The sequence below is a fragment of the Streptomyces sp. NPDC048516 genome, from assembly GCF_043199875.1.
Lineage (GTDB): Bacteria > Actinomycetota > Actinomycetes > Streptomycetales > Streptomycetaceae > Streptomyces.
This window is the reverse complement of the sequence record NZ_JBICWS010000008.1, coordinates 335520-358809: the sequence shown is the minus strand read 5'-3', so window position 1 is coordinate 358809 and position 23290 is coordinate 335520. Positions and strand designations below refer to the sequence as shown.

General features: G+C 71.8%; 12 protein-coding genes. 1 reads left to right on the top strand and 11 read right to left on the bottom strand.

Features of this window, described 5'->3' with window-relative positions; genetic code table 11:
* Positions 1 to 122 precede the first annotated feature (122 nt).
* The 9 genes from glgB to ACGFR7_RS18915 all read right to left on the bottom strand — a co-directional run bounded on the left by glgB (position 123) and on the right by ACGFR7_RS18915 (position 18130).
* Positions 123 to 2609, bottom strand: a complete 2487-nt coding sequence (gene glgB / locus ACGFR7_RS18955) for a 1,4-alpha-glucan branching enzyme (protein ID WP_393320133.1) — start codon at positions 2607 to 2609, stop codon at positions 123 to 125.
* A gap of 159 nt (positions 2610 to 2768) precedes the next feature.
* Positions 2769 to 4292, bottom strand: coding sequence for a maltokinase (locus ACGFR7_RS18950; protein WP_393320131.1), 1524 nt, complete (start codon positions 4290 to 4292; stop codon positions 2769 to 2771).
* A 358-nt stretch (positions 4293 to 4650) separates the two neighbouring features.
* Complete coding sequence (treS, locus tag ACGFR7_RS18945; protein WP_392373332.1) at positions 4651 to 6369, bottom strand: maltose alpha-D-glucosyltransferase; 1719 nt, start codon at positions 6367 to 6369, stop codon at positions 4651 to 4653.
* Positions 6366 to 8369, bottom strand: a complete 2004-nt coding sequence (locus tag ACGFR7_RS18940; RefSeq protein WP_393320127.1) for a maltotransferase domain-containing protein — start codon at positions 8367 to 8369, stop codon at positions 6366 to 6368. The genes treS and ACGFR7_RS18940 overlap by 4 nt, the downstream gene beginning before the upstream one ends.
* Before the next feature lie 661 nt (positions 8370 to 9030).
* Positions 9031 to 10662 (bottom strand): M4 family metallopeptidase, encoded by a 1632-nt coding sequence (locus ACGFR7_RS18935; RefSeq protein WP_393320125.1) that lies wholly within the window; start codon positions 10660 to 10662, stop codon positions 9031 to 9033.
* Between the two features lie 288 nt (positions 10663 to 10950).
* Complete coding sequence (locus tag ACGFR7_RS18930) at positions 10951 to 13230, bottom strand: M4 family metallopeptidase (RefSeq protein WP_393320122.1); 2280 nt, start codon at positions 13228 to 13230, stop codon at positions 10951 to 10953.
* A 572-nt stretch (positions 13231 to 13802) separates the two neighbouring features.
* A complete protein-coding gene (locus tag ACGFR7_RS18925; RefSeq protein ID WP_393320120.1) occupies positions 13803 to 15842 on the bottom strand; it encodes an ABC transporter ATP-binding protein in 2040 nt (679 codons plus the stop codon).
* The gene (locus ACGFR7_RS18920) at positions 15839 to 17833 is read right to left on the bottom strand and encodes an ABC transporter transmembrane domain-containing protein (RefSeq protein ID WP_393320117.1); all 1995 of its coding nucleotides are present in this window, start codon (positions 17831 to 17833) and stop codon (positions 15839 to 15841) included. Before ACGFR7_RS18920 ends, ACGFR7_RS18925 begins: the two co-directional genes overlap by 4 nt.
* A 126-nt stretch (positions 17834 to 17959) precedes the next feature.
* A complete protein-coding gene (locus ACGFR7_RS18915) occupies positions 17960 to 18130 on the bottom strand; it encodes a hypothetical protein (RefSeq protein ID WP_393320115.1) in 171 nt (56 codons plus the stop codon).
* A gap of 418 nt (positions 18131 to 18548) precedes the next feature.
* Between ACGFR7_RS18915 and ACGFR7_RS18910 the strand changes: the two genes are divergently transcribed.
* A complete protein-coding gene (locus ACGFR7_RS18910; RefSeq protein ID WP_393320112.1) occupies positions 18549 to 19352 on the top strand; it encodes an alpha/beta hydrolase in 804 nt (267 codons plus the stop codon).
* Here ACGFR7_RS18910 and ACGFR7_RS18905 read toward each other — a convergent pair.
* Positions 19291 to 21264: an ABC transporter ATP-binding protein gene (locus ACGFR7_RS18905; protein WP_393320109.1), complete on the bottom strand. Its 1974-nt coding sequence runs from the start codon at positions 21262 to 21264 to the stop codon at positions 19291 to 19293. The two genes, ACGFR7_RS18910 and ACGFR7_RS18905, sit on opposite strands and share 62 nt — an antisense overlap.
* The gene (locus tag ACGFR7_RS18900) at positions 21261 to 23210 is read right to left on the bottom strand and encodes an ABC transporter ATP-binding protein (protein WP_393320106.1); all 1950 of its coding nucleotides are present in this window, start codon (positions 23208 to 23210) and stop codon (positions 21261 to 21263) included. The genes ACGFR7_RS18905 and ACGFR7_RS18900 overlap by 4 nt, the downstream gene beginning before the upstream one ends.
* Positions 23211 to 23290 lie beyond the last annotated feature (80 nt).

Genomic DNA, 23290 nt, shown 5'->3' with positions numbered 1-23290 from the left:
GGAGGGGCGGGCGCCGGATGCGGCGCCCGCCCCTCCGGCGTGACCGGGCGGTACAGCGGCACCGCGCTGCACCCCGCGGCACACCCTGCGCGCCGGCTCTGGAGCCCGCTGCCGTGCGGTGGTCAGGCCGGTCGTAGCCAGAGGGTGGCCAGCGGGGGGAGGACGGGGGAGACGGAAGCGGTGCGGCCGTTCCAGGGGGTCGGCTCGGCCTTGAGGGCGTCGGGGTTGGTGATGCCGCTGCCGCCGTAGCGCGGATCGTCGGTGTTGAGCACTTCCCGCCAGGCGGGGACGTGGTCGGGGACGCCGAGCCGGTAGGCGTGGCGGACGACGGGGGAGAAGTTGGTGACCGAGATCAGCGGAGAGCCGTCGGCGGCGAAGCGCAGGAAGGAGAAGACATTGTCCTCGCGCGCGTCGCCGTCGATCCAGGAGAAGCCGGCCGGGTCGGTGTCGCGCTCCCACAGCGCGGGGGTGGCGGCGTAGCGGCGGTTCAGCTCGCGGACGAGATCGCGTACGCCCCGGTGGTCGGGCTCCGCCTCGTACGACGGATCGAGCAGCCACCAGTCCGGGCCGTGGCTCTCCGCCCACTCCGCCCCCTGGGCGAACTCCTGCCCCATGAAGAGCAGTTGCTTGCCGGGATGGGCCCACATGAACCCGAGGTACGCCCGGTGGTTGGCCCGTTGCTGCCACCAGTCACCGGGCATCTTCGACACCAGTGCGCGCTTGCCGTGCACCACCTCGTCGTGGGAGATCGGCAGCACATAGTTCTCGGAGTAGGCGTAGATCATGGAGAAGGTCATCTCGCCGTGGTGGTACTTGCGGTGCACCGGCTCCTTGGAGACGTAGCCGAGGGAGTCGTGCATCCAGCCCATGTTCCACTTCAGCCCGAAGCCCAGACCGCCGAAGCCGCCGGGGCCCACATGGTGGGTGGCGCGGGTGACGCCGTCCCAGGCCGTGGACTCCTCGGCGATGGTCACGACACCGGGGCAGCGGCGGTAGACGGTCGCGTTCATCTCCTGGAGGAAGGCGACCGCATCGAGGTTTTCCCGGCCGCCGTGGACGTTCGGGGTCCAGCCGCCGTCCTCGCGCGAGTAGTCGAGGTAGAGCATCGAGGCGACGGCGTCCACCCGCAGGCCGTCGATGTGGAACTCCTCGCACCAGTACACGGCGTTGGCGACCAGGAAGTTACGGACCTCGGTGCGGCCGTAGTCGAACTCCAGGGTGCCCCAGTCCGGGTGCGCGGCACGTGCCGGGTCCTGGGGCTCATACAGCGGGCGGCCGTCGAACTCCGCCAGCGCCCAGTCGTCGCGCGGGAAGTGCGCCGGCACCCAGTCCATCAGCACGCCGATGCCGGCCCGGTGCAGCGCGTCGACCAGGAACCGGAAGTCGTCCGGGGTGCCCATCCGGGCGGTGGGGGCGTAGAACCCGGTCACCTGATAGCCCCAGGAACCGCCGAAGGGGTGCTCGGAGACCGGCATGAACTCGACGTGGGTGAAGCCCAGGTCCTTCACATAGGCCGGGAGCTGCGCCGCGAGCCGGCGGTAGGTGAGGCCGGGACGCCAGGAGGCCAGATGCAGCTCGTAGACGGAGAACGGCGCCTCGTGCACCGGGCGTTCGCCGCGCCGGGCCATCCAGTCGGCGTCCGTCCAGCGGTAGTGCGAGGCCTCCACGACCGAGGCGTTGGCGGGCGGGCATTCGGTCCGCCGGGCCATCGGGTCGGCGCGCAGGGTCCGCGAGCCGTCCGGCCGGGTGATCTCGAACTTGTAGAGCTCGCCCTCGCCGATGCCCGGCAGGAAGAGCTCCCAGACACCCGAGGAGCCCAGCGAGCGCATCGGGTGGCCGGTGCCGTCCCAGTAGTTGAAGTTGCCGACGACCCGCACGCCCCGGGCATTGGGCGCCCAGACGGTGAAGCGGGTACCGGTCACCCCCTGGTGCTCCATGGTCCGCGCGCCGAGCGCCTGCCACAGCTGCTCGTGCCGGCCCTCGGCGAGCAGGTGCAGATCCAGGTCGCCCAGCGCGGGCAGGAAGCGGTAGGGGTCCTGCACCGTCAGGGCGTTGTCGCCGTAGTCGACCAGCAGCTCGTAGTCCGGGATGGTGCGCAGCGGCAGCACCCCGGCGAACAGCCCGTCGCCCTCGGCGGGCAGGTCGGCGCGCAGCCCCTTCGCCAGGACCGTGACGCCCCGGGCGCAGGGCCTGAGGACCCGGATGAGCAGTCCGCCGCGTACGGGGTGGGCACCGAGCAGCCCGTGCGGATCGTGATGGGCGCCGTCCAGGAGCCGGCCGCGCTCCTCTTCGGACAGCGGCGCGGCGGGCCGGACCCCATGGCTGCCGGCTCCCGACGGGGTCGCACGGGACGGGTCCGCAGGCGCGGCCGCCCGGCCGGGCGCCGCGCTCTCCCGGGGAGCGGACGGCCGGGCGGGTGAGGCACCGGTCGAGGCACGGGCCGCGGGGCCGGCGAAGGTGCCCCGCACGGCCGCCGCGGGGGCGACGGCCGGCGGCCGGGACGTCGCCGCGCGGCCGGAGCCGGACCGCCCCGCCGCGCTGTCGTCGGCCGCGCCAGGAGCGGGAGCGGTGTCGGGGGTGGTGGGACGGGACGGCGGGCGGGCGGTCACGAGAGGCCTCCTGGGGGACGGGGCGGGGCGATGCGGTGCGATGCGTGCGGTGCAGTGCCGTGCGTGCGGTGCGGTGTGGTGTGGTGCGTCGGCCGGGTCTGGGGGGGCGTAAGGCATACGGGCGTACGCGCGGCGGATCGGCGGTTCGTCTGCGGCCCCTCACCCCCGGCCGTCGTCGGACCCGGCGGACCCGGCGGACCCGGCAGGGCGGCCCGACCGGCGGTCCGCCCCCACGGCCGGCTCCCCGCCGGCCGCCAGCCGCCGGATGGCGGCCATCGGGACGGACAGCCAGTCGGGCCGGTGCCGGGCCTCGTAGAGCACCTCGTAAACGGCCTTGTCGGTCTCGTAGGCGCGCATCAGTTCGGGCGCCGAGCGCGGATCGAGCCCGCCGGCCTCCGCATAGCCCCGGCAGTAGGCGTCGCGGGTGCGCCGGGCCCACTCCAGCGACCAGGGGTCCCCGCCGGCCGGGCCGCTGCGCGCGGCATAGTCGAAGGAGCGCAGCATCCCCGCGATGTCGCGCACCGCCGGCTGGAGGCGGCGCCGCTCGGCCAGCGGGCGGGCCGGTTCGCCCTCGAAGTCGATCAGCGACCACCGTCCCTCGTCGGCGGAGCGCAGCGTCTGACCCAGGTGCAGATCGCCGTGGATGCGCTGGGCGGCCCAGCTGCGGCCGTCGTGACCGGTCGCGGCCAGCGCGTCGAAGGCGGTGCGCAGCCGGGCGCGGTAGGGCTGCAGTACGGGCACGGCGCGGGCGGTGGCGTCCAGCCGCTCGTGCATCTGGGCGGCGATCACCTCCAGCTGCGGGCGGCGCAGCTCGGTGGTCGGCAGCGTCTGGGCGAGCGCGGTGTGCACCTCGGCGGTGGCATGGCCGAGCGCCCGCGCAGAGCCGGTGAAGTCGGCGCGGACGGCCAGCGCGTTCAGCGCCAGCTGCCAGCCGTCCGCCGAGCCCGGCAGGAACGGCTGCAGGACGCCCAGCGTCGTCGCCTCCCCGCCCTCCTCGGCGGCCGCCGACTCGTACCACGCGGCGGGCGCGGGCACCCGCGCACACTTCGCGTCCGCCAGCGCCCGCGGCAGCTCCAGGTCCGGGTTGACCCCCGGCTCGATCCGCCGGAAGACCTTCAGGATGAAGGAATCCCCGTAGACGATCGAGGAGTTGGACTGCTCGACGGCGATCGGCCGGCCCGGCAGCCCGGAGGGGATCGCGGCATCGGGCTCCCGGCAGAAGCGCAGCGCCCCGAGCCTCCCCGGTACCCGCAGCCGCTCCAGCAGCAGCCCGCACAGCCGGTTGTCGAGCAGCGCGTCATAGACGGTGCGCCCGCGCAGCGGCCCGCCGCCGGGGCGGCCGATCGCCGCGGGCGCCAGCTGCGGCGGCAGGGCCGGATGCACCCCCAGCAGAAGCTGGTAGCAGTCTCCGCCGATGGGCGTACGGCTCGGTGGCGCGCTCTGCTGGGCGCGGACGAGCAGGAGCAGCAGGCCGGGTGCGCTGCCGTCGGTGCACGGCAGCAGTTCGGCCGCCGAGAGCATCGTGAAGCCGGTGATCAGTCGCCCCTTACCGGCGAACCAGCGCTGGCGCGGTACCCATTCGGCGAGCAGGGGTGCCAGCGAGGACAGCAGATCGGGGGCGGCGGCGAGCGGGCGGTGATCAGGGGTGTTGCGGGTGGCACGGGTCGAGGCGGTGTCCGACATGGCGTCGCGTCCTTTCCCCGGGCACACGACATATAGGGCAGAGTGTCCCGGAATGCGGCCTTGACTGTGCGATGGCGCGGTGGGGGTACCCCCAGACGGAGGCTGCCGGTGGTGCACCCGGACGGAGTCCGGGGGCGGGCACCGGGCGAGCTCGTCCGTACGGCAGCGGCGATTCCGGCGTGCCCTGCTCCGCTGCGCGGCGGATTCCCTCCCGGGCCGGGGGGACCGACGATGGCTCACCCGGCCCGTGCGGTAGTAGGGAGGGTGCCCGAGCGAAAGGTCAAAAAACGCCCGTACGCGCCAGGCGGCCGCGTACGGGCGTCTTTCCGGCACCCGTGCCCGGTCAGGGCGCCGGATGCTATCCGGAGTTTCTGCGCAGCCGGAACCAGTAGAACCCGTGGCCCGCGAGGGTCAGCAGGTACGGCAGCTCCCCGATGGCGGGGAAGCGGACGCCGCCGATGAGTTCCACCGGATGGCGGCCGCTGAACGACCGCAGGTCCAGCTCCGTGGGCTGGGCGAAGCGCGAGAAGTTGTGCACGCACAGCACCAGGTCGTCGTCCGCGCCTCCGGCGCCCGGAGCCTCCCGCAGGAAGGCCAGCACCGCCGGGTTGGTGGAGGACAGCTCGGTATAGCTGCCGAGCCCGAACGCGGGGTTCTGCTTCCGGATCTCGATCATCCGGCGGGTCCAGTGCAGCAGCGAGGACGGCGAACTCATCGCGGCCTCGACATTGGTGACCTGGTATCCGTAGACCGGATCCATGATCGTCGGCAGCGAGAGCCGGCCCGGGTCGCAGGAGGAGAACCCGGCGTTGCGGTCCGGCGTCCACTGCATCGGCGTCCGTACCGCGTCGCGGTCGCCGAGCCAGATGTTGTCGCCCATGCCGATCTCGTCGCCGTAATAGAGAATCGGCGAACCCGGCAGGGACAGCAGCAGGGCGGTGAAGAGCTCGATCTGATTGCGGTCGTTGTCGAGCAGCGGGGCCAGGCGCCGGCGGATACCGATATTGGCGCGCATGCGCGGGTCCTTGGCGTACTCCGCGTACATGTAGTCGCGCTCTTCGTCCGTGACCATTTCGAGGGTCAGCTCGTCGTGGTTGCGCAGGAAGATGCCCCACTGGCAGCCGGACGGAATCGCCGGGGTCTTGGCGAGGATTTCCGAGACCGGATAGCGCGATTCGCGCCGCACCGCCATGAAGATGCGCGGCATGACCGGGAAGTGGAACGCCATATGGCATTCATCGCCGCCGACGCCGTAATCGCCGAAGTAGTCGACGACGTCCTCCGGCCATTGATTGGCCTCGGCCAGCAGTACGGTGTCCGGGTAATGGGCGTCGATCTCCGCGCGGACCCGCTTGAGAAAGGCGTGCGAGGCCGGCAGATTCTCGCAGTTGGTGCCCTCCTCGGCGTAGAGGTAAGGCACCGCGTCCAGCCGGAAGCCGTCGATCCCCAGGTCGAGCCAGAAGCGCAGGGCGGAGATCATCTCCTCCTGGACCGCCGGGTTCTCGTAGTTGAGATCCGGCTGGTGGGAGAAGAACCGGTGCCAGAAGTACTGCTTGCGGACCGGGTCGAAGGTCCAGTTGGAGGCCTCGGTGTCGACGAAGATGATGCGGGCGTCCGCGTACTGCTTGTCGTCGTCGGCCCAGACGTAGTAGTCGCCGTACGGGCCTTCGGGGTCGGTGCGCGACTCCTGGAACCACGGGTGCTGGTCGCTGGTGTGGTTCATCACCATGTCGATGATCACCCGCATGCCGCGATGGTGCGCGGCGTCCACGAATTCCACGAAGTCGGCCAGATCGCCGAATTCGGGAAGCACCGCGGTGTAATCGGCGACATCGTAACCGCCGTCCCGCAGGGGAGATTTGAAGAACGGCGGCAGCCAGAGGCAGTCCACCCCCAGCCATTGCAGATAGTCGAGCTTCGCCGTGATGCCCTTGAGGTCGCCGATGCCATCGCCATTGCTGTCCTGGAAGGAACGCACCAGGACTTCGTAGAAGACGGCCCGTTTGAACCAGTCGGGATCGCGGTCCTTCGCCGGGGTGTCCTCGAAAGTGTCGGGGACAGGCTCATTGACGATCAATTGGGTGACCCTCCGATCGGTGAGGACGGTCGCAGCGACAGCACATGGGCGGGCGCGAGAGAGCGGCCCGGCTCCAGGCGCACATAGTTGTCCCTGCCCCAGTGGTAGGTATCGCCGGTGAGCTCGTCGCGCACCGGAAAGGACTCGTGCCGGCCGAGGCCGAGTTCCGGCATGTCCAACGACACCGTCGCCTCGTGGGTGTGGTGCGGGTCGAGGTTGACCACCGTGAGCACCGTGTCGGCCCGGTCGCCGTGCCCCTCGTGCTTGGAGAAGGCGAGGACGGCGTCGTTGTCGACGTGGTGGAAGTGCAGGTTGCGCAGTTGCTGCAGGGCAGGGTGCCGGCGGCGGATGCGGTTGAGCGTGGTGATCAGGGGGGCGATGGTGTGCCCCGCTCTGGCCGCCGCATCCCACTCACGCGGCCTCAGTTGGTACTTCTCCGAGTCGAGGTACTCCTCGCTGCCGCGGCGCAGCGGCGTCGACTCGCAGAGCTCGTATCCGGCATAGACGCCCCAGGTGGGGGAGAGCGTGGCGGCCAGGACGGCGCGTACCTCGAAGGCGGTACGGCCGCCCTCCTGGAGGTAGGCGTGCAGGATGTCCGGGGTGTTCACGAAGAAGTTGGGCCGCAGGTAGCTCGCGCTCTCGCCGGACAGCTCGGTCAGGTAGTCGGTCAGCTCCTGCTTGGTGTTGCGCCAGGTGAAGTACGTGTACGACTGGTGGAAGCCGATCCGGGCGAGGGTGTGCACCATGGCGGGGCGGGTGAAGGCCTCGGCGAGGAAGAGCACGTCCGGGTCGGTGCGGTTGATCTCGCCGATCACCTTCTCCCAGAAGGCCACCGGTTTGGTGTGGGGGTTGTCCACCCGGAAGATCCGTACGCCCTTGGTCATCCAGAAGCGCAGCAGGCGTTCGGTCTCGCGGACCAGCCCGCGGAAGTCGGCGTCGAAGGCGATCGGGTAGATGTCCTGATACTTCTTCGGCGGGTTCTCGGCGTAGGCGACCGAGCCGTCCGCCCGGTGGTGGAACCACTGGGGGTGCAGGGTGACCCAGGGGTGGTCGGGCGAGCACTGCAGCGCGAAGTCCAGGGCCACCTCCATCCGCAGCTCACGGGCGGTGCGGACGAAGTGGTCGAAGTCCTCGAAGGTGCCCAGGTCCGGGTGGAGGGCGTCATGGCCGCCGGCCGGCGAGCCGATGGCCCAGGGGGAGCCGACATCGTCCGGGCCGGCCGACAGCGCATTGTTGGGGCCCTTGCGGAAGGAGGTGCCGATGGGGTGGACCGGCGGCAGATAGACCACGTCGAAGCCCATGGCGGCGACGGCCGGCAGCCGGTCGGCGGCGGTGCGCAGGGTCCCGCTGACGGCGGTGCCGTCCGGGGTCACGGTGGCGCCCTCGGAGCGCGGGAAGAGCTCGTACCACGAGCCGTACAGGGCCCGCCGGCGCTCGACGACCAGGGGCATCGGGCGCGAGACGGTCAGCAGCTCGCGCAGCGGGTGGCGGTCCAGGGCCGCGGTGACCTGGGGGGAGAGCGCCGCGGCGAGCCGGGTCGCGGCGGGCAGCTCGGAGTTGCGCAGGGTGTCCACGGCGCTGAGCACCGACTCCCGGCCGTCGCTCTTGGGGACCTCCGAGGCGGCCCGCTCGTGGAGCTCGGCGCCCTCGGCGAGTACCAGCTCGGTGTCGATGCCCGCCGGGATCTTCACGGCGGCGTGTTGCCGCCAGGTGGTGACCGGATCGGACCAGGCCTCGACGGTGAACGACCAGCGGCCCTCGATGCCGGGGGTGACCGCGGCGCTCCAGCGGTCGCTGCCGGGTGCCTGCTCCCGCATCGGGGTCCAGGGGCCGCAGCGGCCGGCCGGATTGCGCAGCACCACATTTGCCGCGACGGCGTCATGCCCTTCGCGGAAGACGGTGGCCGAGACCTCGAAGGTCTCGCCCACCACCGCCTTCGCCGGGCGGCGGCCGCAATCGATCTGCGGGCGGATGTCCAGAACAGGAATGCGACCGATCATGGGCTCACCTGAGTTTGTGGCGCTTTGCGGGATTTTGTCCTTTGTATCCGCTCCACGGCGGGGGTGCCGGGTGCGCGCATGGGCGCTCCTGTCCGCTTTCACTCGGCTGGCGGATGACACGGCGGGGCGGGTCGGCGCTCCTCCGGCCTCCGGTCGGTGGTTCCCCCGGTGGACGCTGTGCAGGTGGGCAATGCGGGTGAGCACGGGCGTACCCGGCGAGTCGTCCCGCGGGCGGCCGCCGGGCGGCCGCCGGACGGGCCGGCGGGGTGCCTCGCGGGTACGTGGCCACGGGCCCGCCGTGCGCCGGCGGAGACGCTGCCGCCTCCTCGCCAAAGGCTGCGGCACCGCGCTGACACGGTCGGCGTTCGCCTCCTCAACTCGGTGTGATCACAGCGGAGTTGCGGTGTGCGGATGTCCGGTGCCACGCCGGTTCCCGTCGGCGCCCACCTCGCAGCCTCCCCCCAGGAGGTAGTCCGTACAAGAGCGCATGAGGGGGTGAAATCAGCCATATCGCGGGACGCGGCGGTACGGGCTGCCCCGTAGGAGGGCCCCCGCCCGGCCCCGGACGCGCGAAAGCGGTGCCCGGAGAAGTTCTCTCCGGACACCGCTCGCCGTGGGGTGGTCTCACCCCGGAACGATCAGCGCGTTTCCGCGCGGCGCGTTACTTGACGGCGACGCCGTCCCACGCGGCCTCGACGCCCTTGACCTCGGGGCTGCCGGCCTTGTACAGGTCGGTGGCCGCCTTCACGGTCGCCTCACGGGCGGCCTTGTAGTCGGTGTTCGAGGTCATGTACTCGGTCAGGGCCTTGAACCAGATCTTCTCGGCCTTGTCCCGGCCGATGCCCTCGACCTTCTTGCCGTCCTTCGTGGGGCTGTCGTACTTGACGCCACCGATCTCCTTCGGGCCGCTGCCCTCGGACAGCAGGTAGAAGAAGTGGTTGGCCACGCCCGAGGAGTAGTGCGGGTCGAGACCACCGGTGCTGGAGTCCCAGAAGTCCTTGGACTGACCGTCCTTGGACGGCTTGTCCATGTAGCGCAGCGGCGTGCCGTCACCGTTGATGTTGATCTTCTCGCCGATGAGGTAGTCGCCCGGGTCCTTGTCGTTCTTGGCGTAGAACTCGACCGAGGTGCCGAAGATGTCCGAGGTGCCCTCGTTCAGGCCTCCGGACTCACCGCTGTAGGTGAGGTTGGCGGTGGCGGCGGTGACACCGTGCGACATCTCGTGGGCCGCGACGTCGAGGGCGGTCAGCGGGGCCTTGTCGCCCTCACCGTCGCCGTACGACATGCAGAAGCACTCGTCGTCCCAGAAGGCGTTCACGTAGTTCTTGCCGTAGTGGACGCGCGAGGTGGCACCCTTGCCGTCGCCCTTGATGCCGTTGCGGCCCTGGACCTTCTTGTAGTAGTCCCAGGTCTCGGCGGCACCGTAGTGGGCGTCGACGGCCGCGGTCTGCGGGTTGTCGGGCTTGCCGGTGCCCCACTTGTCGTCCTCGTCCGTGAAGGCCTTGCCCTCGCCGGACTCGCTGTTGCCGAGGTTGAGGGTCTTGTGACCACCGCGGTCGGCGTCGGTCAGCGTGAAGCCGCTGCCCTCCTTGGTGGTGCCCAGGTCGACGGAGCCGCTGAACTCGCTCTCGCCCTTGCCGGTACGGATGTCGTCGTACTGGAACAGCTTCTTGCCGCTGTTGGCGTCGGTGATGATGTGCATCCGGCTGGGCGTGCCGTCCTTCTTGACGCCCTTGACGGTGGTGTCGTAGGCGAGGGCGGGCGAGCCGGTGGCGGCCCAGACGACCTTCTTGGGCGTCTGCGCGTCGGCCTTCTTGCCGCTGAGCGACTTCACCGCGGTGCCCTGCGCCGACTGCGCGGCGGCGGTCGGGGCTATCTTCGCCGTGGTGGAGGCCACCTTGACCGACTTGTCCGTCGACTTGGTGGTGCTCTTGATCGCGCCGCCCTTGGCGGTGTGCACGACCATGTCGCCGCCGAGGACCGGAAGGCCGGCGTAGGTGCGGTCGTAGCGGGTGTGCGTGGTGCCGTCGGCGTCCTTGATGACGTCCTTGACGACCAGCTTCTCCTGCGCGCCCAGGCCGAGTTCCTTGGCGGTCTGCGCCTTGGTGGCGCTCGCGTCACGCAGCAGTTCCGCGCGGTGCGAGGCGCTCAGCTTGAGGGGTGAACCGTCCGCGGTGGGGGCCTGGACGGTGGAGGCGCCGGCGGTACCTGCGGTGATGCCGGCGGCCACGAGGGCCGCTGCCGCGAGGGAGATACCGGCGATGCGGGTCTTACGGGACATGTGGGGGGTCACGCGTGCTCCTTCAACTTTGCCAAGAGGTGGGGGTGCAAAGCGATGCGGGTGTGACGTGCGTTCGGGAAGACTGCCATTCGAACGCGTGCATGTCAGGAGGGTGTTCGGGAATTGGCTGAAAATTGTCCGTAGAGAGGTGATCGCTGTTCGTATAACGGAGCTGGGCGCCACCCCCGAAGATCCGGAGGTGACGCCCAACAGGCTTGCCCAGCAGGTCAGTTGTGAGCTGCGACGATCCGCCGACCCGCTTGTGTCACACCAAGGTGACGGCTGGGTGATGAGCTGTGGTCAGAACGTCAGCTTCCAGCCGTTGATGTAGCCGGTGTCCTGAGAGTAGACGTCCTGAACCCGCAGCTTCCAGGTGCCGGAGGCCTTCTCCGAGGAGGCGTTGACGGTGTAGGTCGTCTTCACGTCGGCCGCCGAGTCGAAGGCGCTGGAGTTCTTCAGCCGGTAGGCCGTGCCGTCCGGGGCGATCAGGTCCACGACCAGGTCACCGCGGTAGGTGTGCACGATGTCCACCGCGACCTTGAGGGTGCCCGGCGCATTGCCGGTGCGGCCGACATTGATCGGTGAGGTGACCGCCGCGCCCGCGTCCGGAATCGCCACGTCGTCCGCGTTCTCGAAGACATTGCCGCCGCCGGTCGTGTTGACCGTCCAGGTGAAGGCGGCGGTACCGGTCTTCTTCGCGGCGTCGGTGACCGTGACCGTCACATTGCTGGTGCCGGCCGCGGTCGGCGTACCGGAGATCAGACCGGTGCTCGCGTTGAGCGACAGCCCGGCGGGCAGGCCGCTCGCCGCGTACGACAGTGCGCCCGCGGTGCCGCTGCTCGCCTTGATCTGCAGGCTCGCCGCCTGGCCCACGGTGCTGGTCTGGTTGCCCGGGTTGGTGACGCTGACGCCGCCGCCGTCCGGGACGCGGGCGCCGACGTTGACCGCCGCCCAGGTGTTGGCGACCGTGTTGTACGAGGCGCTGCCCTGGCCGAACAGGTCCGCGGCGGCCTGCAGAGTGGCGGTACGGGCGCCGGCGTAGTTGGTGTTGGCGCTCATGTACTGGCTGAGTGCCTTGAACCAGACCTTCTCGGCGTTGGCGCGGCCGATGCCCGGGACCGGCAGACCGTCGGAGGTCGGGCTGTCGTAGTGGACGCCGCCGATGTCCTTCGGGCCGCTGCCCTCGGACAGCAGGTAGAAGAAGTGGTTGGCGACGCCGGACGAGTAGTGCACGTCCTTGTTGCCGACGTTGCTCGACCAGTAGTCGGCCGAGGCGCCGTCCTTGGACGGCTTGTCCATGTAACGCAGCGGGGTGCCGTCGCCGTTGATGTCGATCTTCTCGCCGATGAGGTAGTCACCGGGGTCGGAGGTGTTGTTGGCGTAGAACTCCACCGCGGTGCCGAAGATGTCCGAGGTCGCCTCGTTGAGGCCGCCGGACTCACCGCTGTAGGTGAGGTTGGCGGTGGCCGCGGTGACACCGTGCGACATCTCGTGGCCGGCCACGTCGATGGCGGTCAGCGGGGAGGTGTTGCCGCTGCCGTCGCCGTACGTCATGCAGAAGCAGCCGTCGTCCCAGAAGGCGTTGACGTAGCTGTTGCCGTAGTGCACACGGGAGTAGGCGCCCACGCCGTCACCGCGGATGCCGCTGCGGCCGTGCACGTTCTTGTAGTAGTCCCAGGTCTCCTGCGCGCCGTAGGCCGCGTCGACACCGGCCGTCTGGGCGTTCTGCGGCGTGCCGTCGCCCCAGGTGTCGTCCGCGTCGGTGAACAGCGTGCCGGTCCCGGAGGACCCGTGCTTGAGGTCGTACGTCTTGTGGCCCCCGCGCGTGGCGTCGGTCATCGAGAAGTTCGGCGCCGAGCCCGAGGTCCCGATGGTGACCTTGCCGCTGTACTCGCTGTTGCCGATGCCCTTCTCGATCCCCTGGTACTCGAAGATCTTGGCGCCGGTCGTGGCATCCGTGATGACGTGCAACTGGCTGGGGGTGCCGTCGTCCTGCAGCCCGCCGACCACCGTCTCGTACGCGAGCAGCGGCTTGCCGTCGGCGACCCAGACCACCTTGCGCGGTGCCTTCGCGGCCTCGGTCTTCTTCGACCCGAGCGCCCGGGCAGAGGTGACGGCCTCAGCCTCGGCCGCGGCCGGCTTCACCTTCGCGGTGGTGCTCGCGACCTTGAGCTGCGAGCGCACGGCCTTGGTGACGCCCTTGAGCGTGCCGCCCTTGCTCTCGTGCACCACGAGGTCGCCGCCGAGCACGGGCAGCCCGTCGTAGGTACGCTCGTAGCGGGTGTGGACGGTGCCGTCGACGTCCTTCGAGACGTCCTTGACGACCAGCTTCTCCTGCGCGCCGAGCTTGAGCTGCCGCGCGGTCTCGGCGGTGGTGGCACTGGCTGCCCGTATCAGCTCCGCACGCTGGGACGGGGACAGCTTGGCCGGCAGCGCGCCGGGATCGGGGGTGGCGTGCGTGGTGCCCGGCCGCGGGGCGGCCGCCGTGCCGGTACCGGCCTGGACGCCGACTGCCAGCATTGCCGTGACGGCGACGAGTGCTCCGGTCGCAACGGCGCGTCCATGGGGGGTGCGTCTCACACTGACTCCTTCTGCGGTGGCCGCCCGAGTGGCGAGGCGGCCGAGGGGGACCGGGCGGCGAACGGCCGTCCGGGCAGAGCGAGGCAGAACTCTTGGAGCGTGTGGGGGGAGACGTACGGGAGGTGCTGGGCGTACAGGTGGTACGGGTGGTGCGTGTGGAGCGGGTGGAACAGGTGCGGCAGGTAGAACCTGCGGCCACCGCGGGATGTGGTGCTGTGGGGATCCGTGCGGCGGTTGCGGGGAAGAGTCCCACCACCGGTGGCTTGTTGTCAGGCACCGTTCAACGAATTGGCCGGAAACCGTCCGTTGCGCGAAATCGGTGTTCGGTAGCCGGACGGCCCGTGATCGGCCGCGCGATCCGTTCCCGCCCGTTCAAACCCCCGGAAACCGCGGGAACGGCAGCTCATAGCCGTCCGGATCCCGTCCCATGAAGATCCCGCCCCCGGGGCGCCCTTGACGGCTCCGGGGCGTCCTGGCGGGAGCCGGGGCGCCGGGCGGTGCCCGCTGGGCCGGGGGCGGCGACCACCACGGTCGGCCGGGCGGCCAGCCGGCCGACCCCGGCGCGGCGCCGGTCAGCCGGACGCGTCCCGGCCGTGCCAGGAGTGCCACAGGGCGGCATAGGCGCCGTTCGCCGCCACCAGCTCGTCGTGCGTGCCGAGTTCGGTCAGCCGGCCGGCCTCCATGACGGCCACCCGGTCCGCGTCGTGGGCGGTGTGCAGGCGGTGCGCGATCGCGATGACCGTACGCCCCTTCAGGACGGCGGCCAGGGCGCGCTCGGTGTGCCGTGCCGTACGGGGGTCGAGCAGTGCCGTCGCCTCGTCCAGGATCAGGGTGTGCGGGTCCGCCAGCACCACCCGGGCCAGGGCCAGTTGCTGGGACTGCGCGCCGTCGGGGCGGTGGCCGCCGGCCCCCAGTTCGGTGTCCAGGCCGGCCGGCAGCTCCTCGGCCCAGTCGGCTCCCACGGCGGCCAGCGCGGCACGCAGAGCGGTGTCGTCGGCACCGGGCGCGGCGATCCGCAGGTTGTCCCGGACGGTGCCCAGGAAGACGTGGTGCTCCTGGGTCACGAGGACGACCTGCCGGCGCAGCGCCTCCGGGTCCAGTGCGGCGATCGGCACCCGCCCGACCGTCACCGAGCCGCTGCGCGGCGCGTCGATACCGGCCAGCAGCCGCCCCAGCGTGGACTTGCCCGCTCCCGAGGGGCCGACCACGGCCAGGCGCTCGCCGGGGCGGACGGTCAGGTCCACGCCGTGCAGGACGTCGCGGGGCGCGGCGGGGTGCGGGCGGCCGTCGTCCCCGCCGGTGTAGGCGTAGTGGACGGCGGTGACATCGATGCGGTCGTCGACGGGTGCGGCGGGGGCGGGGGAAGGCCGACAGGAAGACCGGGGGGAAAGCCGGGGGGAGGGCCGGGGAGAAGGCCCGGGGGAAGGTTCCGGGGAGGGGTGGGGCAGGAGGGCAGCGGTGGCGGGCGCGGCATGCCGCAGGGCCGCGCCCAGGCCCTCGACACGGGCGAATGCGGCGCCGCTGCTCTGCAGTTGTTCGACCCGGAAGAGGATCGTCTCCAGCGGCCCGGACAGCTGGCGCAGGTACAGCGCAGCGGAGACGACCACGCCCAGGCTGATGCCACCGTGACCCTGCAGCGCCCCGCCGGCCAGCAGGACGCCGGCCACCGGGAGGACGTACGAGACATCCACGGAGGGCAGCAGCACGCTGCGCAAGAACAGCGTGCGGGTACGGGTGCGCCGGCAGCGCTCGATGGCCCGCTCGCCCGCCGCGGTCCGGCGCTCCTCCAGCCCCAGGGCCTCGACGGTCCGGGCGCCCGCCGCGGTGGCCGCCAGCAGTTCGGCGAGTGCCGAGGTCGCCGCCCCCGCCGCCAGGTAGGCGGTGCGTGCCCGGCGCAGATACCAGCGGACCGCGATCAGCCCGCACAGCAGCCCCAGCCCGCACCCGCCGAGCAGCGGATCGAGCACCACCACCGCACCGAGCAGGAACAGCGCCTGCACCGCGGCGACGAACACCTCCGGAGCGGCGTCCCGCACCAACTCGGCGACCGCGGCCACATCCGATGTGCCACGGGTCGTCAGATCGCCGGTGCCCGCCCGCTCCACCGTCGCGGCGGGCAGCGCCAGCGCCCGGTCGACATACTCCTCCCGGACGCGCGCCATGGTCCGCTCACCGAAGCGGTACCCGACGAACTGGGCGTACCGCGACAGCAGCAGCTGCGCCACGGCACACACCAGGATGACCAGTGCCAGCCGGTCGACCGTGCGCACCCCGCCGCCCTCGCGCACCGTGTCCACGATCCGGCCGAGCAGCCAGGGGCCGGCCAGGCCGGCGCCGGCGGCCAGGGCGTTGAGAGCGAGCATCAGGGCGAAGGCCCGGCCGTCCTGCCGGATCAGCCGGAGCGCCGCCCGCCGGGTCGAGGCCGGATCGGCCACCGGCAGCGCGGCACGGTCCGCCTGTGCCGCACGGTCCGGGAGTGCCGCACGGTCTTGCTGTGCCGCACGGTTTTGCCGTGCCGCACGGTTTTGCCGTACCGCACGGTTTTGATGTGCCGCACGGTCCGGGAGCGCGTCGTCGGTCCGTGCGGGCGGCGGGGTGGGCGACTCCGTCATCGCGGGCCTTCCTCGGTCAAGGGCACCTCGGCCGCGTCCGCGGGGCCGGTGCCGTCGCCGTCCTTGTCCTCGGTCAAGGGCACCTCGGCCGCGCCCGCCGGACCCGCGCCGTCGGCTTCCTCGTCCTCGCCGCGGGAGACCAGGCGGCGGTATCCGGGCTGCCCGTCGAGGAGTTCACGGTGACTGCCGACGGCCGCGACCGTTCCGTCCACGAGGAAGTACACCCGGTCGGCCCGGTCGAGCAGCAGGGGCGAGGTGCTGGTGACCACCGTCGTACGGCCCGCACGGGCGGCGTGCAGCCGGGTCGCGATACCCGCCTCGGTGTGCGCGTCGACCGCCGAGGTCGGCTCGACGGCGAGCAGTACCTCGGGATCGGCCAGCAGCGCCCGTACCAGGCGCAGCCGCTGCCGCTGCCCGCCGGAGAGATTGCGGCCCTGCGCCTCGACCCGTGCGTCGAGCCCGTCGGGCAGACCGCGGACGATGTCCTCGGCCAGGGCCGTACGGACGGCGCGGTCGATTGCCTCCTCGGCTCGGTCCCGGCGTCCGGCGACCACCTCGCGCAGCGTTCCGGCGAACAGATCCGCCTCGTTGTCCGCCACCAGGATCCGGTCGCGGAGCTGCCGTGTCGCGATCTCGTCGAGACGGACCGCGCCCCAGGTGGCGGCCGAATCCGCGAACCCGCCCAGGCGGTCGACCACCGCCGCCGACTCGGCCGGCCGGGCGGTGGCCAGCGCGGTCAGCAACCCGGGCACCACCTCGACGCCCGACACCGGATCACGCAGCACGCACGCCATACCGGGAGCATCCCGTCCAAGAGCGTCCTCCCGTCCAAGAGCGTCCTCCCGTCCGGGAACGTCCCGTCCGGGAAGGCCCTGCCCGGGTGCGTCCTGCCTGTGAACGTCCCGTCCGGGAAGGCCCTGCCCGGGAACATCCTGCCTCGGGACGTCCCGTACCGTGCCCGCTTCCCCCACCTGCCTTGCGCCGTCCGGCTCCAGCGCCAGGAACCGTACGACCCGCCGGGCGGCGACCAGCCCCCTGGTGAGGTTGTAGCCACCCTCGATGAAGAACGACACCGGTAGCACCAGCGCCGCCGCATAGCCGTACACCGCGACCAACTCACCCGCGGTGAGGGTTCCTTGGGCGGCCATCCGTGCCGCCGGCCAGGTCACCGCGGCCAGGAACAGCGTGGGCAGCCCGAACCCGAGCGCCTGGACCCAGCTGGTCACCGCACCCACCCGGTAGCCCTCGCTGCGCAGCGCCCGCGAGGCGTGCCGGTAGTGGTCGGCGAACACCGCTTTCCCTCCGAGGCCGTTGAGCACCCGCAGGCCGCCGACCAGATCCGTCAGCCGCGCCGCCAGCCCGCCCTGCCGTTCGCGGTAGCGCGTCTGCGCTCCCTGCAGCCGCCCCAGCAGCGGCCCGACCAGCACCGCGAGCAACGGCACACCCAGCAGTACCACCGCGGCCAGCAGCGGTGAGACGGTCAGCAGCAGGACGGCGGCGACCGCATACGCCAGCACTCCGCCGACGCCGGGGCCGGTCATCGTCAGCGTCTGACTGATCACCGCGACATCGCCGATCCCGATCGTGACGACCTCCCCGGCCGTCACTTTGCGGGGCAGCGCCGCCCCCAGCCGCACCGTCTGCGCCATGACGGCACGCACCGTACGGAAGGTGGCGTCCATACGGATGCGGGTCATCGTGCGATGCCGCATCACCGCCAGCCAGGCGTTCATCGCCCCGACCCCGACCAGCACCCCGACCCAGCCCAGCAGCACCGGCATCCGGCCCGGGGCCAGCCCGTCGTCGATGGCCCGCGACAGCACATACGGCGGCAGCATCAGCCCCACCATCCACAGACTCCCGTACGAGGCGCCCGCCGCCACCCGCCCCCGTTGGCTGACCACCAGCCACCACAGATACCGCCCGGGACTGCGCGGGCCGGGAAATCCCCGGCCGCTCCCCGGGTCCGTCCTGCCGTCGGTCGCCGTCATACCGTCCGCCCCCTCTGCCGACCCGTCCCTCTGCCGTCCATCTCCCTACGCGTTCCGTCCCCCTGTGCTGGCCGTACCTCCCTGGCCTTCGCCGCGATGCCCAGTGGTGTTGCGGGTGGCGGCGGGTCAGCCCGCCGCGGTGCCGGCGGTCTCGAACCGCGGGGCGTGGTCGGCGCGTTGCTGCTGCACCGCGGTGAGAGCGCGGACGACGAAGCCGGCGACGACGAAGCCGGCGACGGCGCAGCCGGCAGCTCCGCGGACCGGGCGCAGCGAGTGCGGCGCTGGGTGATCGTTCACTCGATCATCCTTTCCCACGGGGGCCGCGTACGCCAGACGGGTCCGCCGCACGCAGTCCACGTAGTGGCGTCAGCTCGCTGTCGGTGGGATGTCGGTGCCCTGTAGGCCGGGCGGCGCAGCATGGCGCGCATGGCCGAACTCGTCACCACCTCCATGGACGGCACGCACCTCACCGCACTCGACGACGGCACCGGACCGACGCTGCTCCTCGTGCACGGGGGCAGTGGGGACGCCACGTCCTGGGACGGCGTCATACCGTCGCTGATCAGCGACTTCCGGGTCGTCAGGATGACCCGGCGCATCTATGCCCCAGGGGCGGGCAACGGGTTGCGTGGTGCGCGGGACGCGGCGCCTTCCCGGCCGCGTGCGTTCTGCCCGACATACCGGGAACCGGTACCGATGAGCAAGGAGAGTAGGCATGTTCACCTCGTGCGAACGCAGTGCCGGACTGACGGAGTGGCAAGGTGAGGGCACGGTCCAGGCGGTGGTTCTGCTGCTGCCCGGTGGGTTCGTCCGCAGCAGGCGGGGGCCGTTGAAGATCGCTGAGCTGGGACTGCAGGACCTGGTGGCCGAACTCACGGAGCGCGGACGCTCCCACGGCATCGCCGTGCACCTGCTCCACTACCGCTATCGGGGCTGGAACGGTGATGCCGCGGACACGGCCGTCGACACCCGCTGGGCGCTGGAAGAGATCACCCGCCGGTACGGCGACGTCCCCGTCGTGCTGATCGGCAACTCGCTCGGCGGTCGCGCCGCTTTCCGGACAGCCGGCCATCCCGCCGTGGTGGGTGTGGCCGGTATCGCCCCCTGGCTGCCGGGCGGCGACCCGGTGGAGCAGCTGGCGGGCCGACGGGTGCTGATCATCCACGGTGAGCGGGACCGCAGTGCGGCAAGCACCGCCCGCTCTCTGGAGTACGCCCGGCGGGCCCGCGAAGTGGTGCCGGACCTGGCCCGGTACGAGGTGCCCCGCGGCCGTCACTACCTGATCAAGCGGGCCGATGACGTCCGCGCCCTCACCGCCGCTTTCGTGCTCGCCGTCCTTGGCGCGGGGCCGTCGCCCACCCCCTCCGGCGACCTGCGTACGCCGCTGCCGTCCCGGGCCCGGAACCCTTCCGAAGCCGGGGCCGGATCACGAATCGAGGACCCTGCGGACCGGCCGGCTACCCCACGCTCTCCCGCCATGCCTGGTGCAGCTCGGCGAACCGGCCGTGCCCGGCGATGAGTTCCTTCGGCGGGCCGTCCTCGACGATCCGGCCGTCGGCCATGACCAGGACCCGGTCGGCGATCTCGACGGTCGAGAGGCGGTGCGCGATCACCAGGGCCGTACGGCCTTGCAGCACCGTGGCCATGGCGCGCTGCACCGCGCGTTCGCCGGGGATGTCCAGCGAACTGGTGGCCTCGTCGAGGATGAGGACGGCGGGGTCGGCGAGCAGGGCGCGGGCGAAGCCGACCAGTTGGCGCTGGCCGGCGGAGATCCGGCCGCCCCGCTTGCGGACATCGGTGTCGTAGCCGTCCGGCAGGGCGGTGATGAAGTCATGGGCGCCGATGGCCTTCGCGGCGCCTTCGATCTCCGCGCGGGTGGCGTCCGGGCGGCCGAGGGCGATGTTGTCGGCGACCGTGCCGGAGAACAGGAAGGCCTCCTGGGTGACCATGACGACACCGCGGCGCAGGGCGGTGGTCGACAGCGCCCGCAGATCGACGCCGTCGAGCAGCACCTCGCCCTCGGTGGGGTCGTAGAAGCGGGCCAGCAGCTTGGCGAGGGTGGACTTGCCCGCGCCGGTGGCACCCACCACGGCCACGGTCGCGCCCGCCGCCAGGGTCAGATCGAAGCGGGGCAGCACCTCGCCGCCTGAGCGGTAGGCGAACCGGACGCCGCGGAAGGCGACCTCGCGGCCCGGCCGGCCCGCCGCGACGGCCGGCAGCGCGGCAGGTGCCCCGGGCTCCGGGACGCCGGGGCGCAGGGCCAGCAGGCCGGCGATCTTCTGGAGGGAAGCGGCGGCGGATTCATAGGCGTTGAGGAACATCCCGAGCCGGTCGATGGGGTCGTACAGCCGCCGGAGATAGAGCACCGCGGCTGCCAGCACACCGAGCGCCAGCCCTCCCGTGGCCACACGGTAGGCGCCCCACAGGACGAGCGCGGCGACCGTGGTGTTGGCCACCAGCCGGGAGGAGACGACGTAGCGCGCCATCTCCAGGGAGGTGGCGCCGTTGATCCGGGCGTGCTGGTGGTTCAGCCGGGCGAAGGCGGCGTCGTTCGGCAGCTCGCGGCGGAACGCCTGCACCGGGCGGATGCCGCCCAGGGTCTCGGTGAACTTCACGATCACACTCGCCATCGCCGTGGACTTCGCGCTGTAGACCCGGTGCGAGCGGTGCCGGAAGGAGCGTACGAGGAGGGCGAGCGGACCGGCGGAGACCAGGGCGGCCGCCCCGAATCCCCAGTCCAGCCAGAGCAGGGTGGCGGTGATGTAGACCGCCGAGAGCACGACCGTGATCAGCTCCTGCAACCCCTCCTCGAGGAGTTCACGCAGCGACTCCACGTCCGTGGTGGCGCGGGAGATCAGCCGGCCGGACGTATAGCGCTCGTGGAAGTCCAGGCTCAGCGCCTGCGCATGCCGGAAGATCCGGCCGCGGAGGTCGAGCAGCACATCCTGGCTGACCCGGGCCGAGAGCTGGATGAAGCCGAACTGCAGCCCGCCGGACGCCACCGCGCACAGCACCGCAGCCACCGCCACGGCGATCAACGGCCCGTGATCGCCCGCCCGCAGGGCCGGTACCGCGCGGTCGAGGGCGTAGGCGACCAGCAGCGGGCCGGCCTGCACGGCGGCCTGCTGGAGCAGCAGCGCGACGGCCACCCACCGGACCCGGCGCCGGTGCGGCGCCAGCAGGGAAGCCAGGAGGGTGCGCGCGGCCCCCTTGGCGGTGGGGAGCAGATCGTGTGCGAAGGCGTCGGTGGCGGGGGACTCCTCGGTCTCCCGGGAGCCCTCGGTCTTCGGGGCGCCCAGGGTCTTCGGGGTGCCCAGGGTCTGCGAGGAGCCCTCGGTCTCCCGGGGGTGCGGTGTGGCAGGCGGGCGTTGCTGCGGGGCGCGGTGCCCCTCGGGTTCGTCGGGCGGGAGGCCGGTTGCGGTGGTGGTCATCGGGCGCTCTCTCCCTCGCCGGACATCAAGACGGCGTACTCGGGGTTGTCCCGGAGCAGTTGGTGGTGGGTGCCGACGGCGGTGATCCGGCCGCCGGACAGCAGCGCCACCCGGTCGGCGAGCAGGACCGTGGACGGCCGGTGGGCGACGACCAGGGCGGTGGTGCCCGCCAGGGCCCGGCGCAGCGCCGCCTCCACCAGGGCCTCGGTGTGCACGTCGAGGGCGGAGAGCGGATCGTCGAGGATCAGGAAGCGCGGCCGGCCGACCACGGCACGGGCCAGGGCGAGCCGTTGCCGCTGCCCGCCGGACAGGCTCAGTCCCTGCTCACCGACCTGGGTCGCGCTGCCCTGGGGGAGGGCGTCGACGAATTCCTCCGCCTGCGCCACCGCCAGCGCCCGCCGGAGATCGCCGTCCTGGGCACCCTCTCCGCCCATCAGCACGTTCTCCGCGGCGGTCGCCGAGAAGAGCGTGGGCTCCTCGAAGGCCACCGCGACCAGCGCACGGGCCTCGTCCCTGCTGAGCGTCGCCAGATCGCGCCCGTCGAGCGTGATCCGGCCCGCGGTCGGGTCGTACAGCCGCGGCACCAGCGCCGTGAGCGTGGTCTTCCCGCTGCCCGTCGCCCCGACCAGCGCCATCGTCTCGCCGGGCCGGATGTGCAGGGTGATGTCCTTGAGGAGGGGCGGTGCCTCCGGCGGCGCATCGGGGTAGCGGAACTCGACGCCGGAGAAGACCAGCCCGCCGGTGCCGGGCGCCGCGGGGACGTGCGGGTCCGGGGTGTCCGTGGGCGGATCGTTCCCGGCCCGTATGCCCCCGTCCCCTACGTCCCCGGCCCGTATGTCGCCGTCCCCTACGCCCCCGGCCCGTATGCCCCCGCCCCTTACGTCCCCGCCCGCTACGTCCCCGGTATCCCTGCCCGTCGACGATTCCTCCACCGCGGGCTCGTCCATGACCTCGAAATACCGGTCGGTGGCCGTTGCCGCCTCGTTGCTCATGGCCAGCAGGAAGCCGATCGACTCCACGGGCCAGCGCAGCGCCAGCGCGGTCGAGAGGAAGGCGACGAGGGTGCCCGCGGACAGCGCACCGTCGGCCACCTGGAGCGAGCCGAGCACCAGGGCGCCGCCGATGGCGATCTCCGGAAGTGCGGTGATGAAGACCAGGATCCAGGCCAGCAGCCGGGCCTTGCGGAGTTCGGAGGTACGCAGCGCATGCGTCAGCTTCCGGAAGGACCTGGCCTGGCTGCGATGGCGTCCGAAGCCCTTGATGATGCGGATGCCGAGCACCGATTCCTCGACCACCGTCGTCAGATCGCCGACCTGGTCCTGGGCCTGGCGGGCCGCGCGCCCGTACTTCGCCTCGAAGACCGAGCACAGCACCATCAGCGGTGGCAGCGGTGCCAGCAGCACCAGGCCCAGCGACCAGCGCTGGACCATGAGGAGCACCGCGCCCACCAGGATGGTCACCCCGTTGACGAGCAGGAACGTCAGCGGGAAGGTGAAGAACATCCGTAACAGCTGAAGGTCGGTGGTCCCCCGCGACAGCAACTGGCCCGAGGGCCAGCGGTCGTGGAAGGCGACCGGCAGCCGCTGCACATGGCGGTACAGCGCCTCGCGCATCGCCGCCTCGACCCCGGCCAGCGGGCGCGCCACCAGCCAGCGCCGCAGTCCGAACAACAGCGCCTCCGCCAGCCCGAGCAGCAGGAGGAAGGCACCACCGAGCCATATCCCGCCCGGATCGCGCTCGGCCACCGGCCCGTCCACCAGCCACTTGAGCACCAGCGGGATGATCAAGCTGATGCACGAGGCGAGTATCGCCACGCACGCGGCCGTGCCCATGCGCGCCCGCACCGGGCGGATGAACGGCCACAGGCGCAACAGCGAGCGCACTGCGGAGCGCTGAGGTAAGTCGGTCCGGTCGGGCGGGGGCGAGGTCTGCGCGGTGTCGGCCATCACTCGCGAGCGTAAGGCGCGTCACTGACAACGCTCATGCCATTTTCCGTCCGGCGGCCTCGCCCGCTGTGCCGCGCCGC